The 17,981-nt window shown below is 44.7% G+C and carries 15 protein-coding genes, 2 tRNA genes and 1 pseudogene; 8 read left to right on the top strand and 10 right to left on the bottom strand.

Going from position 1 to position 17,981, the window contains the following annotated elements; all coding sequences use genetic code 11:
• Positions 1–1,095 precede the first annotated feature (1,095 nt).
• Complete coding sequence (locus DESTI_RS25435; protein ID WP_014812834.1) at positions 1,096–3,516, bottom strand: hypothetical protein; 2,421 nt, start codon at positions 3,514–3,516, stop codon at positions 1,096–1,098.
• Positions 3,517–4,161: 645 nt separating this feature from the next.
• Here DESTI_RS25435 and DESTI_RS25425 point away from each other — a divergent pair.
• Entirely contained in the window at positions 4,162–4,371 is a 210-nt protein-coding gene (locus DESTI_RS25425; protein ID WP_014812833.1) for a helix-turn-helix transcriptional regulator, read from the top strand.
• Positions 4,372–4,489: 118 nt separating this feature from the next.
• Positions 4,490–5,416 carry a helix-turn-helix domain-containing protein gene (locus tag DESTI_RS25420; RefSeq protein ID WP_014812832.1) on the top strand — a complete coding sequence of 309 codons (927 nt, stop codon included), beginning with the start codon at positions 4,490–4,492 and terminating at the stop codon, positions 5,414–5,416.
• 1,070 nt (positions 5,417–6,486) lie between these two features.
• Here the strand turns inward: DESTI_RS25420 and DESTI_RS25410 are convergent.
• The 4 genes from DESTI_RS25410 to hxsD all read right to left on the bottom strand — a co-directional run bounded on the left by DESTI_RS25410 (position 6,487) and on the right by hxsD (position 10,253).
• Entirely contained in the window at positions 6,487–7,164 is a 678-nt protein-coding gene (locus DESTI_RS25410; protein ID WP_014812830.1) for a thermonuclease family protein, read from the bottom strand.
• A gap of 87 nt (positions 7,165–7,251) precedes the next feature.
• Positions 7,252–8,445 (bottom strand): His-Xaa-Ser system radical SAM maturase HxsC, encoded by a 1,194-nt coding sequence (gene hxsC, locus DESTI_RS25405; RefSeq protein ID WP_014812829.1) that lies wholly within the window; start codon positions 8,443–8,445, stop codon positions 7,252–7,254.
• Complete coding sequence (hxsB, locus tag DESTI_RS25400) at positions 8,432–9,919, bottom strand: His-Xaa-Ser system radical SAM maturase HxsB (protein WP_014812828.1); 1,488 nt, start codon at positions 9,917–9,919, stop codon at positions 8,432–8,434. The genes hxsC and hxsB overlap by 14 nt, the downstream gene beginning before the upstream one ends.
• On the bottom strand, positions 9,903–10,253 hold the full coding sequence (gene hxsD, locus DESTI_RS25395; protein WP_014812827.1) for a His-Xaa-Ser system protein HxsD: 351 nt from the start codon (positions 10,251–10,253) through the stop codon (positions 9,903–9,905). Before hxsD ends, hxsB begins: the two co-directional genes overlap by 17 nt.
• An 890-nt stretch (positions 10,254–11,143) precedes the next feature.
• On the opposite strand from hxsD, the gene DESTI_RS31485 reads away from it, so the two are divergent.
• The 3 genes and pseudogenes from DESTI_RS31485 (at position 11,144) to DESTI_RS25370 (ending at position 13,439) form a co-directional block, all read left to right on the top strand.
• Positions 11,144–11,449, top strand: coding sequence for a hypothetical protein (locus DESTI_RS31485; protein WP_237671454.1), 306 nt, complete (start codon positions 11,144–11,146; stop codon positions 11,447–11,449).
• Positions 11,450–11,509: 60 nt separating this feature from the next.
• A pseudogene (locus tag DESTI_RS31480) lies at positions 11,510–12,304 on the top strand (IS66 family transposase); the annotation flags it as partial.
• Between the two features lie 382 nt (positions 12,305–12,686).
• On the top strand, positions 12,687–13,439 hold the full coding sequence (locus DESTI_RS25370; RefSeq protein ID WP_157212274.1) for a hypothetical protein: 753 nt from the start codon (positions 12,687–12,689) through the stop codon (positions 13,437–13,439).
• A gap of 15 nt (positions 13,440–13,454) precedes the next feature.
• On the opposite strand, the gene DESTI_RS31010 is transcribed toward DESTI_RS25370, so the two are convergent.
• Both DESTI_RS31010 and DESTI_RS25365 read right to left on the bottom strand, forming a co-directional pair.
• On the bottom strand, positions 13,455–13,601 hold the full coding sequence (locus tag DESTI_RS31010) for a hypothetical protein (RefSeq protein WP_014812824.1): 147 nt from the start codon (positions 13,599–13,601) through the stop codon (positions 13,455–13,457).
• A gap of 1 nt (position 13,602) precedes the next feature.
• Positions 13,603–13,806 (bottom strand): hypothetical protein, encoded by a 204-nt coding sequence (locus DESTI_RS25365; RefSeq protein ID WP_014812823.1) that lies wholly within the window; start codon positions 13,804–13,806, stop codon positions 13,603–13,605.
• A gap of 465 nt (positions 13,807–14,271) precedes the next feature.
• On the opposite strand from DESTI_RS25365, the gene DESTI_RS31845 reads away from it, so the two are divergent.
• The 3 genes from DESTI_RS31845 to DESTI_RS25350 all read left to right on the top strand — a co-directional run bounded on the left by DESTI_RS31845 (position 14,272) and on the right by DESTI_RS25350 (position 17,002).
• Positions 14,272–14,688, top strand: coding sequence for a DnaB-like helicase C-terminal domain-containing protein (locus DESTI_RS31845; protein ID WP_083846888.1), 417 nt, complete (start codon positions 14,272–14,274; stop codon positions 14,686–14,688).
• A gap of 779 nt (positions 14,689–15,467) precedes the next feature.
• Positions 15,468–15,794 (top strand): helix-turn-helix domain-containing protein, encoded by a 327-nt coding sequence (locus DESTI_RS25355; RefSeq protein WP_014812820.1) that lies wholly within the window; start codon positions 15,468–15,470, stop codon positions 15,792–15,794.
• A complete protein-coding gene (locus DESTI_RS25350; RefSeq protein WP_014812819.1) occupies positions 15,785–17,002 on the top strand; it encodes a tyrosine-type recombinase/integrase in 1,218 nt (405 codons plus the stop codon). The genes DESTI_RS25355 and DESTI_RS25350 overlap by 10 nt, the downstream gene beginning before the upstream one ends.
• 52 nt (positions 17,003–17,054) lie before the next feature.
• Here the strand turns inward: DESTI_RS25350 and DESTI_RS25345 are convergent.
• The 3 genes from DESTI_RS25345 to DESTI_RS25335 form a co-directional block, all read right to left on the bottom strand.
• Positions 17,055–17,131 (bottom strand) — tRNA-Asp (locus DESTI_RS25345).
• A gap of 20 nt (positions 17,132–17,151) precedes the next feature.
• Positions 17,152–17,226: transfer RNA gene (locus DESTI_RS25340), tRNA-Val, on the bottom strand.
• Positions 17,227–17,332: 106 nt separating this feature from the next.
• Entirely contained in the window at positions 17,333–17,845 is a 513-nt protein-coding gene (locus DESTI_RS25335; RefSeq protein ID WP_014812818.1) for a nuclear transport factor 2 family protein, read from the bottom strand.
• Positions 17,846–17,981 lie beyond the last annotated feature (136 nt).

The following is a 17,981-nucleotide window of genomic DNA, read 5'->3' as shown; positions in this document are numbered from 1 at the left end:
GACTTCACGAAAAACAGGAGAATGGCTAAAACTTCCAATCTCCTGTTATTGTTGGCTTTTAGTGGCGGGAGCGACGAGACTCGAACTCGCGACCTCCGGCGTGACAGGCCAGTTAAGGCCATAACAAAAACAGCGTCTTGTTGAGATACCCTCACGATTTCAAGCCTTCTCCATCCTATACAGTTTCTTTTAATCCCTTTCGATCTCTCAGCTTGTGATCAAAATGTGATCAGAACAAGCTGGACAGCGCTGTCAAATCATGAACTCAGAATAATTGGAGTCATTCCGGAACATCTCGCCCCTAAAATCGAAAACCTTTCGTCAATTTCCTCGCATCTCGGCCACGATCTCTTGTGTCGAATACTTACCCTTACCCTGTAAGCGAATCAATGCCTATTGCGAAAATAGCCTTTGCAACATACTGGAATAACTAACCATTAAGGCGAGTTTTCCAAATAAGACTCTGCCTTGACCCGTATCCCGGCCCTATAGTATAAGCAAGAAAAATAAATGGAGGGTCTGTCAGTAGTAAGAATAAATCTGTTACCTGCTCGCAAATCGATACGAGAATATGAGATCGGGCGCTTTGCCCTTAACAATTCCATATCTATCTTTCTGTCGATTCTGATCGCAACGTGTAAGGCACTCATCTCCCTTCTCACGGTCCTTGTCGAATGCCCTCGCCTTCGACCAACACCCTTCACATTTTCTGTCAAACCGGGCCTGAAACACTATGATAGAATTTGGATGAACTCACCATTGTTAGGGATCGGATCTACAAAGATTCACATCTGGCTCTCACATCGTAAAGCTGGTTAAGCGGATAATGGAATTACGCATCTCCGAATGGGTAGGGGACAAGACTTTTGATTGATAGATAAGAAATCCCGTGGCCTCCCGGCCCCACCGCTTTAAATAAATTCTTTCTTACAGAGCGCTTGAACAAAGCGCAACAGAGAAATGAGATATAAGTTTTGATCTAGATTCAGCATTTGTGACTCGTGAATAAATCTTTCCCTGCCTTAACCTACCGGCTTTCTGATCAATTGGAGTCCTCGTATCCAAATTGAATCCGCAATAAACCAGCCAGACTTATCAATTTGTCCAGACCCAAAGATTCCCTCCAGTTGTAAAATAGAGATTCCCTCCAGCCGTCAGAAACTGAGTGGCTCCCGGACCGAAGTCGGCCTGTCCAATACAAGTTAGTCCAATGCCGGGCTGAAAAGCCCAGAGATCAGTTTCGGATGTCGTAAAACAGAGAACGTCTCCAAATGAGGTCAAATCAGAAACTTCTCCTCCTCCCCAATCCGTATAATTAAGTACAAGAGCCGCTCCAAAACCCGGCTGATATCCTCCAATATGATAAAAAGCAAGATACCCCTGGTACTCCACCAGCCAAAAATATAGATTATCTCCCACGGCTGTCAAATCTGCGATTTTGAATCCTCCCCAACTAATGTTACCGCGTGCCACACAAATTAGACCTTCACCTGGTCTGTAAGTCCAAAGGTTGTTAGTAGCTGAAGATTCAGCAGTAAAATAAAGATCATCTCCCAATGACGCCAAGTACTCAACACGTCCGCTCATCCAAAGCGAAGAGCCATTAGCAATACAACTTGCACCGACGCCAGGCTTATACGTCCAAACATCATCATAGTCATCGTGTGCGATGAAAAAGAGACTTCCTTCTGCAGCTGTTAATTCTCTCAGACTACTATTATTTCCCCAGTATGCCTCATCCTGTGCAACACAGCTTGCCCCCACACCTGGTTTGTAAACCCAGAGATCTTTTCCCTGACTATCAGCAGCGAAGAAATAGAGATTGTCATCCAAAATGACAAAATTACTTATTACCCGCCCATTACCCCAGTTAGTTTCATCCTGTGCCACACAAATTGCACCAATTTCCGGTCTATATAACCATATGTCAGTCCCATTACCGTCATTTACGAATAAGAAAAGACCGTTTTCCGACGTAACAATTCCACATCCCCGTCCATCTCCCCAACTAGTCTCATCCTGCACAACACAACGTGCTCCGATTCCTGGCTCATAAACCCAGAGATCACTTCCATTGCCGTCACCTTGAGCAAAATAAATGTTGCCATGAAATTCCACCATGTTCGACCAAATAAGCTGGTTGCAATCGTCAACTCTTCGTGGTGTGTCGGTCTCCGGATTAACTGTGAATGTGAAAGTCTGAGATGTCGCGAACTCTCCGTCGCTTGCTACAACTTCCAAAGACATAGAGCCATGCGAATCGGCATGACTGGTGAAAGATATTATGCCTGTATTGGGATCAATGGAAAAATTATCCAGCATCAACCCATCATGATAGGCGACTGTGCCAAGACTAAAAGTAAGAGAGGAGGAATCCACATCAATGTAGTGGCCGGACACATCATAATAACAGGTCCCGAAATCCTCATCTTGCTCAATATCAGATATTGGATTTGAGACAGGGGCATCATTCACTTGATTAATCATCACAATGATCTCTTTTGCAAAAAACTGAGCTTCCCCTGAACCCGAGTTTCCTAGGTCAGTTATGCAAAAATTTAACGTATCCAACCCATGAAAATTGTTTTCTGGTCGGTACATGATTCCCTGAAGCACGGCATTGAGTTGAGCCCAAGTCCCCTGAAAAATCATATCGCGGTCCTGACTGCCGTCCCCGGTTACAAACATAATGCTGCCGGGGTTCAATAAGGTCAATGTGCCATGAGCTGCGGAAAGGGTAACTTGAAGAGGACTGCTGCCGGAATCGACATCATAAACCTGAATCGGGATCATCTGTAGATCAACGTCTTCATTCATAGACTGAGAGATTGGCACAAATCCGATTGGAGCATCATTTTCGAATGAAGATGTATGTTGCTGGGTAAAAAAAGTGCCATATAATCCCCAAATATACTCAGAGTGATCCCAATCATTAAAGACTTTGGTCCCGAAGCTATCCACAAACCATGTCTGGTAAGGCTCCCAAATGGCATCATTCACGGCATCGAACCACCACCATACGTTGCCATTGTGATCCTGGTATAGATAATGAAGATCGTCAGCGTAATACTGAGTTCCATTCCAATCGTGGTAGACCCACATCCATTGTGAATTGATCTGGTCTGCAAACCATGTGAATGCCGGCTCCCATATTTGATCGGCAATGTCGTCCCACCAGAACCAGGCATCCGTGGAATTTTCATGCGCCCAATACTGATGCTCTCCGTGATACCAGTAGGAAAAGTCACCGGAATTGAGCACCCACCAGCCGGTGTTCTCGTTCCAGGACCATCCGGTTGCTTCTTCCCACCACCATCCGCTTCCGTTGTCCTCGTACCACCATCCATTATTAATGTACACCCAGCCGAGACTGTCTACCGAACCTGTATCGGAAATTTCGTGGTGAACTTCACTCGTATCTGTGGCCGCTCCCTCCAACACAATTCGTTCTTCGAGTTGTTCCAGGATGATTGTTCTGGGGCTTGTACCCCTGTCTATAGCCTCATATTCGTACATACAAGCCACCTCCATAAAAAGGAATGAAGATCACTGCCGAAATATAAAACGTTGGGTCCGATGTAGTCAACTGAAAAGAATGTGGTGATAACTCATCGTAATCAGATGAACTATGCAACGCCTTTGATAACTTCTTGGGTTAACTTGTAAAGCATTTATAACCGTACGAAATTTTTTCTAAGAATAATTTTTCTGTTCATTGTGTTCAGGACAGGTGTCTCCTCATCAGTGAAACATCCAAAAGGAAGCTTCGCCTTATTTTAATTCGATCCTCCCAATTCACCAGAATCCATCTATGTATTTTCTTCTTCCAAAACGGCTCAAATACGCAGAATTGTGAGTACACCCTAGGGAAGTAAGAACAAACTGCGCAACAGAGATCAACTCCATCTTCATAATTGAGGTTGCCGAGCGATTTTGCTCGAAAAATTCTCAATGGGAAAGGAAAAGCAAAAGTGGATAATGGCTGGATCAAGCTGCATCGAGCGCTGAAAGCTAGCTGGATATGGAAAAACATGAATAGTGGTTATGTGGCTATACATTCTACCGCATATAGAATGGCGTACACAACCAATAAGGAGGCGGGTTTCTTTGCCTATCATCCAGACCTGATGTGCATATGTCAAAACTGCAGGGAGGATTAGTATGTTGCTGCTCACGTATGTACGCAAACAAAAAGGCTGGAGCCAAGAAACTTTGGCAAAAGAAATTGGCTACAACGCTAGGCATCTTCGATTAATTGAATCCGGCAAATATTCGCCAGAAAAGGCCAGCAACCGTCTAAAAGAAGCGCTAGAAATGGTGTTTGATTTTCCAGCAAGCAGCCTCTTAAGTCCATTGAAGGTTGATATCTGAAGATAAGTTTACGGGCGTGACAGAAGCAATCGGTGGCTTTAAGGGTTCCCGTCCTAGCCCTGTTGTCACCTCCCATCTCTACGAGGACGGCACAAGGGATAGAACGAAAGGACGGTTAATGGTCGGAAATTTCACGCAAGTACCTAACGAGATAGTCAAAAATCCTGACCTAACTCTAGGTGAAAAAGCGATGTGGACGATACTGAAGAGCTTTGATTTCGGACACGGTGATATCTTCCCTAGTTTAGCGACACTTTCAAGTGAGTCAGGATTGTCGGAAAAACAGGTCCGCAGAATCATCAAGTCATTAGAGCAAAAAGGTTATGTTGAAATAATACAGCGATTCAATAAATCAAATATATACGTACTACACTCAACACCATCAAATATTAACAGCGAACTGGCCTCCTCCCAAATCCGGGAGTCCCCCCTCCCAAATATGTCCATTCCCTCCTCCCAAGAATGTCCATCTAATAATACTAATAGAATAAGATATAATAATAATATATGTACGTCGCCTTCGCCTTCAGCTTCGCCGACTTCAGCTTCTATTGATTTATCATTGGAGCAACAGGCTTTGCTAGAGCGTATAAGCAGCTTGCCTTGGCCAAATTATCAGCCTACAGTATGGGAAAAGTACATCAATGAGCATGGAATTGAAGTGGTAGAATACGCCATAGCAACTACAAAGAATGATTTGGAACTATATTATATAGACAACCCTTTCGGGTATGCTGTTAATGTGATAAAAAACAAAATTTATTATACTGGTGGCCTCAGTGAAAATATGGACTACTTACAAGTCGCCTTTCCAGATTTGGACGTCAAGAGACTTTGGTGCTGGGTTCGAGACAATTGTAGAATCCATGGCCGACAGCCTACGCATAGACAATTCACTGAGGGTCTTATCAGTGGGCGTATACAAGAGCTGGTGGAGCAAAAAGTTGAAGACGTGGATGCTAGAATCGATTCTTGGAAATTATGCGGTCCAGTGATCCCAGAGAGCATAGTGGATGAGGTATTGAATACTACCAATTCAGCTTAGCGCGTTAGTGAGCCAGATTCTTACTCACATCAAGTTTCGGCGTGCTACCAATTAACTGCTATTGCTACCGAAATATAGTTAACCTTTGGAAAAACGTATAGATTGCCTGATTTAAAAAGTCAAAGCCGAGTGCACCCCGTGGAGGAACGAATAGTGTCCGCCACCAGACGAAATGGCATTATGAAGTACGAAATTAGAGAAGAGTTCCGGCTCCCCAAGCCTGGGTTCATTCGGTTGACTTCATTCGCCGCCGGTAGATGCAGCACAACGATGGGTAGAACTTACCTAAATAACATAATTATTAAGTATAAACAGAAACCGAGTGTTGCCCCGGATATAGCCCAGATGTGTGAAGCATGAACTCGCCAAGCTCTTGCTCATGATAAATCTCCTCTTGAAACAAAGATAACAATGGTTGGGCACTGAAAGCAATAAGGGTTTAAATTGAACCGTGTTCCTTTTCTGTAGCTATATTAAGGCAGTAAAAGACGCCATTTTGGAAAAGTTGTCAATCAATTGTTATGTGACTGTTACTATTACCGAGCCGAGAAAGCGAATTAAATGGGGATTTGTTAACAAATGGGATTTAGCTTTCAAAATGCAGATGTTTCCGAGGAAGGGAAGAAGCGTGCTAAGGCAGTCCCCGATCCTGGCGGCGGTCACTCGTATTAGATGCAAGATCATCCGAGCCATAACAAGTGTCAAAGAATGTTAAAAAGCCTGAGTAGTTGCCAGAGAGGTCCGATCGGCAAAAAGCAGGACGACAAATTCGAAAAGCTTGGAAAACATGGCTCTGGTCACACTGTCAAAGCAGCTTGGGCTAAGGAGACTCAGCAATCACGCAAAGCCAAAAAAATCAGCGGATCGCAGGGAATTTGAAGAAGCTCTAGCAAAAGCGATGTCACAAAAACAATCCGGCACTTAAGAAGCATTTGGAACTACTATGACCATAGTTTATCTCGCATCCCCTCTCGGCTTCTATCCAGAGTTGAAGTCTTATAGTGCAAAGATCAAACTGAGGTTCGCTAAGTTCAGACGTCAACAGTCAGAGATATTAGAATAATCAGACGTTACGGTCGGCATGTTCCACAGGGTTTGTACCCCGCAGAAATTGCTGATTCTCTAGAATTGAAGTTTACAACACAATTCTTGCAGTCGTATGCTTTGCAGGAGGGACCATGGAACACCTGCGATTTAATATTTCCGTGGTAAATGATGCTGTTATTCGCTTGAATAGCTTCCTTAATTTTCTTGTGAAGTGATTGTGGTCGTCTGAACTCCCATGGAGGCACCGGATTGGGATCACCCCACAATCCGACTCTGGCATTTCTTGCTTGTTTTTCAAGCTCTCTAATTTGAGAATCATCAGGCGCATACTTCTGGAACCACCAAGCCATGCCAGCTCTGACCAATTCCTTGTTTACTGACTTTCCATCAACAATAACCCACGCAACTGTACGCCCATATCGGTCTGTAGCCACTGGCTCTATTTCGACAAGCTTACCGAACACCATATTGGACGTGAAATGCTTCGCCCTATTACCGAAAGCCTGATGACCTTCGGGGCAATCTATACCGTAAAGCCTGATCTTCTCGGCTGTATCATGATGCATGACGCTAATGGTATCCCCGTCGGTCACCGCCACACATTTTCCAGACCATGAGAAAACGGCGGTAGGAAAAAGGCAGAGAAAAATGATCCATAGACGACTGGTGATTCTTGGAGCAGTATTCCTGACAAGACCCATTCAAGCTTTCCTTTCACTAAAATCCCCTCTTGAGTGTCAACGGCTGCCTCTCCGGCCATTTTGGATAACGACACATGGAGCCTTTAGTTACCAAGAGAAATATGAGGGTATTTCATGATCCGAAAGAGGATGTACAAAGTCGCTGTTTCTTGTTCCTGTGGAGAAAAAGCCGCAACAGAATTTTTTAGCAGCACATTCATCGCACATTTCTAGGTAGTGCTCTTTCCATGTGCTAATTGATCTTCTGGCAAACTGCCACAGATCGGGCGGCAGCAAACAGAGTTGATGATTATAAATAGAGACTCCCATCATTCTGCGAGATAAATGTCGCACAGCACGTGAAAGGTGCTCCAAGTAGTCCACTGGCTCAATCCACAATTTATCCAAATTCGTGTGAGCCAGCCCGATTGTCTCCATACCCATGAAAGCCACTTGACGAACAAACGGCAGATTACGATAAGTGAATTCTGCATAATTTGGGAGGCGCTCGACCGTCATCTTATGAAGGACTATACGCAACCCCAGAGGCTGCTTGAGTAAGGCAAGATTATGAATTCCCTCGATTGTTTGGTAGAAACAGCCCTTCACTCCCATAATGGCATCGTGGCTTATGTCATTATCTGAGTACAAGGGAATCTCAAATCTAATTAGTCCGTTAGCTGCAGACACAATCCGTTTTGCAAGCTCCAAGTCGGAAAGCTTTTTGCCGTTCGTTAACAGTACTAATTGTGTTGAAGGCAAACTTTTGCGACAAGCCTTTATGACATGCACTAAATGCGTTTCTTTCAATGTGGGTTCCCCGCCAGTAATGGCGAGACATTTGGTGTGACGAGAATCCATTAGCTGAATCAATTTAAGAATACTGTCCAGATCGTTGTCTACATTCACAGGTGGCTGGGGGCACATCACACAGGCTGCATTGCACTTCTTAGTTATACATATACTGTTGTGATCAGAGTTAATCTGATAAAGAACCACTACCTTTCCATTAGGTTCTATAAGGATCACGTCACCGTCATCCAATTGTTCAAGACAATCTCTGGAAAATGATACCACGGTGGGAATACTGGAATGCGCCTGGGATAAGCCCTCGGCATCTATTAAAACTCCAACTAAATTCTTGATTGGCCAAAATGGTAGTGACAAACGAAGGCTAATACTATCGTATGGCTCAGAAAGGACTAGAACTGCTTCTGATCCCGGGCTCAATCTTGGATTCCGCTTGATGCGACCGATAACAGGGCCACCATAGCGCAAACAGTTCCCCTTAAACTCTTTCACAAGAGTTACCTCCGCAGGAATTCAGTGGCCTATCGGTTATCCACGACCATAAGACATCCATTATTTTATCGTTATTTTGCTCAATTAGCCCCAGCAAAAAATAAATAATTGAATAATTCTTTTTGCAGAAATCACTCGTCGGGCGATGGCCTACAGGATCTCCCTGCTCGGCAAAATTCCTTACTGGATCACAGCCGCAATAAGTTTGAATCGCACAGGAATGGCAGCCAGGGAGAGTTTCAACACAAGACTTATTTACGAGCTCATCAATTACAGTCCCAGAGAAAATCTGAGCGAAAGAGGAACGGTTAACATTCCCCATGCAAAATCTTTTCTCCCCCATTGCGGCTAACATTCGTGCCTCATCAGTCGGGTATACATCTCCGTCAAAATTGTAGATCACTCCCGAGATGCCAGCTCCGCTTGGAGATTGCAAATCCACAAAACCGGTTGAGAAAGGAGTCAATATACGCTTGAGCAATAGTGTCGCAAAATATTCTGGGAAAAAGACTCCCTTCAAATTCAGATCAATTATATACAATAGAGCTTTCTTGTACGCCTCGATGAAGTCATCAATTGGATAGTCTAGTCTCGATCTGTTTTTTGAAGAACGGGCATATCCGAACGGATTAAGACTTCGCAAAAAAATACCGTGAAATCCTTGAGAAACATATTCATCTATTATTTGTTCTAAATTAGGTAGGCTGTCTTTCGTAGTAGTCATAAGAGCTGAAATTTTTTGGTTGCCCATAACCAAACGAGCATCTTCCAATTTTTGTTTGAAAATATTGTAGCTGCTATTTCCGTCTCGCATTGTTCGGTGTAGATCATGTATGTGCTGAGGCCCGTCTAACGAAGTAGATATCATGACGCCGTGTTTCTTGAGATATCTAAAATGTGATTTCGTCAACAAAGACATATTGGTACAAAGCACAAAAGATAACAATTTTTTCTTTCGTATATTTAATTTCTCAGCTTCTTCAACAATGATCTGAATAGTTTTGAAATTCAAGACCGGCTCACCACCTTGAAACTCGATCTTAACTGATTTCGAAGGCGTGTCCATTATGGTGCGAACGACATTCAGTGCAGTCTCTGGATGCATATCCCAATTATATTGGTTTGCGGATTGACTTGATGCATGACAATAATTACAGCGGTGATTGCAGCGCAGAGTTACCACGACCATGTGTAAAGCCGTATAATCATCTAAGTAAGCCTTTTTAGTTCGATATTTAATCGCCAGAAGATTCACGATGGGAGCAATATCAGTATCGGTCAGGAAGTGTTTAGCCTTTAAATTGGTGAATTCTGGTGAGGTAGAATCCAAATCATATTCCACCATTTTCACAAAATGATCATCAGACAAAAAAATGAATTCCCCTACTAGATTGACCAGCAGGCATTTTCCCTGTTCACGATGACGCTCAAAATGAAAAGGAAAAATGAAATAGGGCTTATTCTCGCCCTGCAATTTTCTTGACCTCCCCAGACAAATTTTCCAGGGGAGCGAAAGCGTGTTTTACAATCAATTCCCTGATTCCACCGTAATTATGTTCCAATTCTAAACGAAGCTGCTCATCAATTAGATTGTTCCTAAAATTTGTCGCTGCATAGGACAAATCATTTGATGCTGGGGATATTGGCTGAATTGAGATTTTAACGCAGTTGTCTGGGGCAGGCTCTATATTTACTACGAAATCTCTCGTCAATTTATAAGCAGCGGCAAATATAGCAACCTTTTCGAAGAATGCCTTACTTACAAAAATATCGAGCGACTTAGTGTTTTCAACAACTTGAATGGCCATTGATTTCTGCAAAACTACTACCGTTGCTCAGCGCTTTGACTCTTATCCAACCACGATTACGGAGTCCGATTATTAGCGTGACGAATAATGAGAATGATGCGAAGCATGGGACACATGTGAACTATGCGAATGATGCCAACTCAGGATTGCTCTTGAGCTGGATTCATGATTCAAATCCGATTGTGAACCGAGTTGCAAATGAAGTGGCGAATTCTTGGTTATCGAAGTTACATCATTGACGGGCTGTGGAGAAGCATCTGTGGACGAGATGTTTATGCCGAGCAGTGACAAAGCACCTGTCAGCACCAAGAGCCCTTTTGCAAAAAATCCTCTCATGGCGCATTCTCCTCGCAAAAAAACGGCCTTAAGACTTGGAACGAAATAAGATACTTATTACGTACCCTTGCAAATGAGAAATGTCAAGTAAGAAATGATGAGTCATTGTAACGCCTCAGTCACTGTCGGTGATTTGATTTGAATTTGGAGAGTGGCTAATTTTAGAATCGCGTTTCGTAGAGAATTGGACTATGAAGTAGGTGTCGGAATGCTTAGCTCTGAGGTTCTCGGATGGCGATAAATGCTTGTCCTCTTTGTTTAGACAAGCAGCGAGAGATCGACGATCTCAAAGAGGAGAATAGTAGCCTTCGAGCAGCCTTGCGTCGGGAACAACGTAAGATGGAAGATGGGGCTTTTGGCTCCTCTACCCCCTCGTCAAAAATACCTATCAAACCAAACACAGAAGAGAGAGAAAAGAAACCCAAGGGGGCTAGGCTAGGTCATCCGGGTAACGGCTGAAAAAGCCATGAGGCTGAATCGGCTGATCGCATTGTGGACTTGCAATCCGACATCGATCTGTGTCCTGAATGCGGCGGTCCTCTAGAGAAAAAAGCATGGCAGAAAGAAGTGTTCTGGACATGCCTTCGGGCAAACCTGAAAAGGTGTTGTTTCGTTTGCCCAAGACACATTGTTATAAGTGCGGGCGCTCCTTCACGTCTCCGGCTCCTGGTGTGCTTCCCAAGAGTCTGTATGGAAATCAGCTCATGGCCAATGCCATTGCCATGCACTATTTCTACGGCGTTCCTATGGGGCGCATCTGTGAATCAACTGGAGTGGGCTCGGGAAGCCTGACGGAAATATTCCATCGCTGTGCTCGTCTCTTTGAGTCGGTGCCTCAAAGGTTGATTGAGGAATATTGACAAGCTCCGGTAAAACATGCAGATGAAACGGGGTGGAGGACTGATGGTGAAAACGGCTATGTATGGCTGTTTGCGACTCCGAATCTGAGCATCTTCCAATTCGGCAAGAACCGTTCGGCTAAGGTTCCCCAAGCAGTCTTTGGCAAAGACCCTCTGCCGGGGACTCTCGTCGCAGATAGGTACGCGGCCTACAACAAGGCTCCGTGTGAGATTCAATACTGTTATGCCCATCTTTTGCGTGATGTACAGGATTTGGAGAAAGAGTTTCCCGATCAAGCGGAAGTATCCACCTTTGTGGCAGTGGTAGCCCCATTGCTTGCCCTGGCTCAGGGGCTTCGTAACCAGCGGACTGACGATGAGGAATTCTATAAGCGAGCGGCTAAGCTCACTGAAGAAATCAAAGCCGCCATGAATGAACCGGCGCTCCATCAGGGGATTCGCCGAATGCAGGACATTTTCCGCCAAAATGAACACCGTTTGTACCATTGGGCTGTAGCACGGGACATACCTGCAGACAACAACCTAGCGGAGAGAGATCTCCGACCTTCAGTGATTGCAAGAAAGGTCAGCTTTGGTTCCATAACCGATAGTGGTGCCAGGACACGAAGTATTCTTACCTCCGTTGTTACCACGCTAAAAAAACGCGGCGAAGATCCGGCTGACCGCTTCTTTGACCTGAGTGTATTTTCCCTGGTAACCCTCCCCCTTGATTCGTTCGTATATTCGCTTAGCCGTGTGACGCTGCTTCTTGGGTATCTGTTTGTCACTCTCCAGGATGTCCGCAATCCGATCGAGAAAAGGTCCTATCTTCGGCTTGGGCCTCGCCTTGCTCAAGCGATACCCTGGAGGCTCTGAATGATCCAGAATCTTTTTCAATGTCGTCCAATGCATACCCGTCTCACGGAGCACAGAACGCCTGCTTTTCTCCTCCCTTAAAACCTGAAAACGTATGTCTGCCCAATTCTTCATCTCTCGGTACACCCCTCTCGCCTCCTCATGAAGGACTGATCGAGAAACCCACTGGATTTCCCGAACGTCCTTTATCACGTGAGGCTCGTTAAGGGTGCCGCGATTTTAGACCGCCCCGGCTTTCGTCGCGTTTTTCAACCGGCGTTTACACGCTCTAATGGCCAATTTGGCTAGGACTGCACGCAAGGCTTACAGTGGAGGTTACACAGACGAGCCGTTGTCTAAGATCCTGGCAGATCTCATTGAGGGTAATCCTGCGACACAGGCTATGGCTGGTGTGAGAATAAACCCGGTCGATATAACAGGAAACTGGTCAAGAGATATCGATAAGTTACCTCAAGAGTTTAAAAACTTTCTTATAAAAACCACATCTACAGCAGAAAAAAATAAATCTGATCTTGTTATCCCTTATATACCAGACGCAGGGCAACCATTAACCAAAAAGACTACATCACGAACGCTTCCAGAAGTCCTTCATCCAAGTCTTTATGATCCGAAGGAATATAGCAATGCTCGTGGTATGCAGACCACTTGGAAATATCCTGACGGTAAGTTTGCCAAAGACACGATATTGTCTTCAATCATAAATCAAGATGATATTTTAAAACATGAATTTGGAAACCTGTTCAAGAAATACCTTGGTAGACCACAACACATAACTGATATGGCTAGGGAACGTTTTTTTGCCAATATACCAGAGGGTTTAACAGGGTTAGTGAGTCCAAACAAACTAGCAAGAGACATACCAGAGTCACTAGGTTTTGAGTTTAGAATGTTGTCACCTGAACATCAAGCGCCATTTAACGCTTGGACGGCCTTGCGGGGGAACTACCCCAAACTAGGGGAAGAGTTTATGGCAGAGTCCATTAACCCGAAAGCATTATCTAATAGACTTAATATTGGACAAGAAAGTGTAGATGAATTGCTAGGTTTTATAATGAGAACGAACCCAGAGTTTGCTGGTTTTGTTGGTGGGGCAAGGGATATGTATCCTAAAACTATGGATTGGTTGCCTAAATAAAACAAAAGAGGGGGGTTAATCCCTCTCTTTTGTTTCCGTTTCTGCTATTAAGTCTTTCCCCTGCTCAGATAATGTTGTTAAATCTTCCTCTGTTATATCCATTACCTCCAGCAACTGGTCTACTGTTTCAAATGTAAGATATGTTTCTTTTGTATCATTCATACTAGTCCCCCTTATCGTCTTTCGGATACGCACAAACATTCTCAAAAACCATACCCTCATGACTGCCAAACTTAGACAGCTTTTTCCGTAATATTTTCACCTCTTCTTCCAGCATGGCTATGCGCTCATGTAACAGCTTTGTTACATAGTCATGCTCACGCACCAATCTATCCCTTTCCTTAACCAGATCTTTCATTGTTTCCATTTTAATACTCCTTTATCGCTACCTGTTTGGCCAGCTCTCGCCATGCCTGTTGACTGTCTGAATAAATATAGTCTGGTTGCGTAAACAAACAATCTTATCGCGAATTTAATGATTATCGGCTGAGCAACTATAGCTTTTTCAAGTATCCGGGTCAATCTTCATGTCAAAAAACCTTCTTGATGGAAAAATACATCCTTAAACCATACGTCTGACGCGTTGAAGTTAATCATCGCAGCACATCATGTCCCAGAACAACTTTGCGGGTTTCAGGTTATAAAAATCTCTACATCCGTCAGTCGTGAAATATGCGCTTCTATGAGCGGAGCAGCTGAAACAGACCTTTCCCCCTTTCAAACGTGTTTCGTGTGTGCACACTCTGAACAACAGCAATAACACTTCTTCTTCTGCCGGTATACATGACGGCATATCCGTACAGAATATACGTGAATACCATTAACAAAGCTAATGAAGCCTTCATTTGGCCTCTTGAATAGGTTCATCTCAAATGTATCGCTGGTTCACGTCCCTAAATCGTCTCAATCAAATCCCGGATCACATTGTGGGCCCCCCTGCCTTGCCGATTTACGAGAGTCCGGTGCAATAGAGCAAGACGCAAACGTAGTATTGGGGCTATTTAGAAAAGGCTATTACAACGACTCGGTTACGGATACAACTGCATCGTGCTTGATCCTGAAGAACAGGAGCGGTCCTTGTGGCGAGGTAAAGCTCTATTGGGATGAAGGCACAGCGACGTTTAAACCATTAACCAACAGGGAGGATGTTTGTGAAGACTCCAGAACAATGTCCAATACCGAACTTAAAGATCTACACCACCGAAGATGGCAAGTCATAAATGGAGGTCTCATGGAAGGCAAATCATAGAGATGACCACTAGAAATGGCGAATATCACTTTTTGGCAATATTTTGCTGTGTATTTTCAGTCTATTATAAACATGCAATCGCATAACGGACTCAAACTAAAATGAAAGGGGTAAGGCATGGCAGGAAAAAGAATTTTGGCAGAATGCGAAAGAATGATTCAAGAGAAGATGTGGATGGCATTGATTGAGAAGTGTGAAAACTGTGCCCCAGATTCTCCTCCCCGAACAGATCAAAATCCCAGACCAATATGTGTAGGTGAATGCCTGAACACTGGAAAACCTTGCGCCCTTTACTATGTAAAACCGTCCACATCTCCCAAGCAGATGTTTCGAGCAATCAGGAGCGAATGCTACTTTTGCTTGAATGGCAACCGCCCTGAGTACTGTCGGGTTGAAGCAGCTTGCGCTTTATATCCATACCTCCTGACAAAAAAGTACGCAGACTTATTCCTGGACGGCGCTATCGATAGGGTTGCCTGAGTAAGAGCTGTCGGCAAGATTTTTGATCTTGCAGTTCCAGCTATGGAAACTTGACTACGGTTGTTTCCGATTTTCACGAAAATCGCCCAACATGCAAGAGGTCACTTAGGGTCCCTCTGTTAGTCGGTTACGGGATTTCGCATTAGCCCCCTCCCCCCGGGGTATGCTTAGGGGAATCCAGTGTGATCCTGCCAAGAAAGGAGTTTGTTAGCGATATAGGGTAGATGCTTTTGGTGGAAGCTTGATCTCCGTACACATCAACCAGCGCTCTTCTTTTCGGGATACTTCCTGAGGAAAGGATGTTGATGCTCAACAGCAAACTAGAATGTGTTCCTATTTTACCACTTCTAAATGCTGCAAACGTTGCGGCACTCCTTGGGATAACGACCAAAACTGTTCATAAGCTGGCTCGGCAAGGAAAGCTCGGTTTTGTTCAAGTGACGTCAAGAGATCGTCGTTTTACTCACGAGCAACTAAATCATTACATTGAATCATGTAGTTTCCTGGCAAGTGTTGACAGGAGAGATCTAACCCCCGTACAATCCTGTGGTAGGAAAGGAGGTGCGAAATCGTCGAGGGTTTTCAACAGGGCGGATCTTCTTAAGGAGATACGCTCATGGCAGTGAAGAAAAGAGGACAGGTTTATTATCTAAGAATTCGTCCTTTTGACGGCAAACTCATCAATGTCAAGACAATGGCTCAATCCAAAGCTGAAGCAATTAGAACAGAACGAGCTGTATTGACAGCTCTTGGAGCGGGTGACTACCGGGCACTCGATCCTGTGAGCCGCGAAGCATGTGTCAGGTTGTTCAAGAATCAGGCTTGGGAAATACCTCCGGATTTGTCAGACACTGAACCAACAGAAGAACTTACGCTGTGGAAGGCTATGCAACTGTGTATCAAATATCCAGAAATCAAGAATAGCCAAAACAGGCAAAGGCATGAGCACTCTTTCGTCCGTCTGGTTGAAAAACTGGGCAAGGATTTTCCGGTTAAGAATATCTGGATTCCAGAAATAAAACAGTATCAGGTAGAACGACTAAATGAAGAGGCGGCACCTTCAACCATCAACAAGGAGAAGTCAGCTCTATCAAGAATGTTTCAGGTGCTGATGGACCTTCGCTTGATGGACGTTAATCCGGCAAGACTCGTCAAAAACCTGAATGAAAAATCCGGTGAAAGGCAAGTCTACATTAGTTTTCAGCACTTTTGCCGAATTGTGGAGAAACTGCCTGGATGGATGGGACCGGTTGTTCTGACAGCCTACTACACAGGAATGCGTCGAGGCGAAGTTTTGGGGCTCACCAGAAAGCATCTGAAGATTGACCGCCGCATGATTCTCCTTGGACCTGACGATGTGAAAGAAGGCCAGTGGAAACGTGTGCCCATACATCAAGACTTAATTCCTGTCTTGACAGAAGTCCTGAAGGTCCACTCTCTGGGAAGTGACCGCTTGTTTCTGATCGAGGGCAGGCCCCCCTGCAGACATTCACTTCGGAAACCTTGGGTTCAGGCTGTTAAGAGAATTGGTCTTGAACCTATTCCGCATTTTCATGATTTACGCCATGCTTGGAAAACAAACGCTAGACGTTCCGGTATGGACCTAGAAATACGAGAAGCCATAATGGGTCATTGGTATCGGGGGCGCAGCGTGAATGAAAGGTATGGAAGGATCAGCGATGCGGAGTTGATACGCGCCATTGATGGGATGAGTTTTGACCACGGAGAAACAGAGATCCAGATAAATAGTCACAAAAAGAAAAAACCGACTGAGGGTTACGGCCTCAATCGGCAAGTATGTGATCAAATTGTGACCAAATCTGCGGTCAACTGAAAAACGAGCCAAGGGGTTGTTTCGGTAACTCCTTGGCATTATTATCTTTTAGTGGCGGGAGCGACGAGACTCGAACTCGCGACCTCCGGCGTGACAGGCCGGCGTTCTAACCAACTGAACTACGCCCCCGTGTTCAACATCAGCGGTAGTGGTAGGCGGAACAGGATTTGAACCTGTGACCCCCGGCTTGTAAGGCCGGTGCTCTCCCGCTGAGCTACCCGCCCTCGGTCACTAGCCCAGTGACAAGGCCCATTGCTGATATCTTTTTAATGTATCGCAAACAAAACATTCCTGTCAAGAGGAAATCCCTCTCGGGGTAGCAAATCGGTCCTAGTTGGGTTTCGGCTTTTCCGGTTCCGCTTCCAGTTCGGGTTCCGGCTCCACTACCGAATAATGTGACTGGATGAGCAGCCATTTGCCCTGGCGTTTCTCCAGAAGACCGGACCAGCGTGCAGGCAAACTGAATTTTTCATCACCTAAATCCACCTCGCTCGTGAGTTCTGTTACAAACCACGCAAGGTCACCTTTTCCGTCAATCGACATCCACGTGTATTTTGTGGCAAGCGATTTGAACTGAGCAAAGTCCTGCTCGTACGATTTCTTGATCTGCTCAGGACCTACATAACGACCTTTCGGGCCCGGATCTATGAAAACTACGTTATCATCCGGGGCAACCATCGCCATGACTCCAGCGAGGTCCTTTTTCTCGTACGCCTGTATGTAATCAGTGAGATATTGCTTTACTTCTTTTTCAATCTGAGGATCCGGCCCTTTTGCCCATGCAAACGACATAACAACAATGATGGATATCAGGGCACAAAATATTAAGCTTTTTTGTCTCATGTTGTCTCCTCTTCACAGAAAGAATGCTCGGAAGTAGTCTGAACAGTCAAGGTGCTACTTTAATCCCCGTTCCAAGTCAAGGCTGTACTCGGCAAATCATGAGAGAACTTCAACAGAGTGCCTGGATGATCTGCCA

It is taken from the genome of Desulfomonile tiedjei DSM 6799, assembly GCF_000266945.1.
Taxonomy (GTDB): domain Bacteria; phylum Desulfobacterota; class Desulfomonilia; order Desulfomonilales; family Desulfomonilaceae; genus Desulfomonile; species Desulfomonile tiedjei.
Note: the sequence above shows the minus strand (reverse complement) of the source record. Positions and strands in the feature narration are given on the sequence as shown.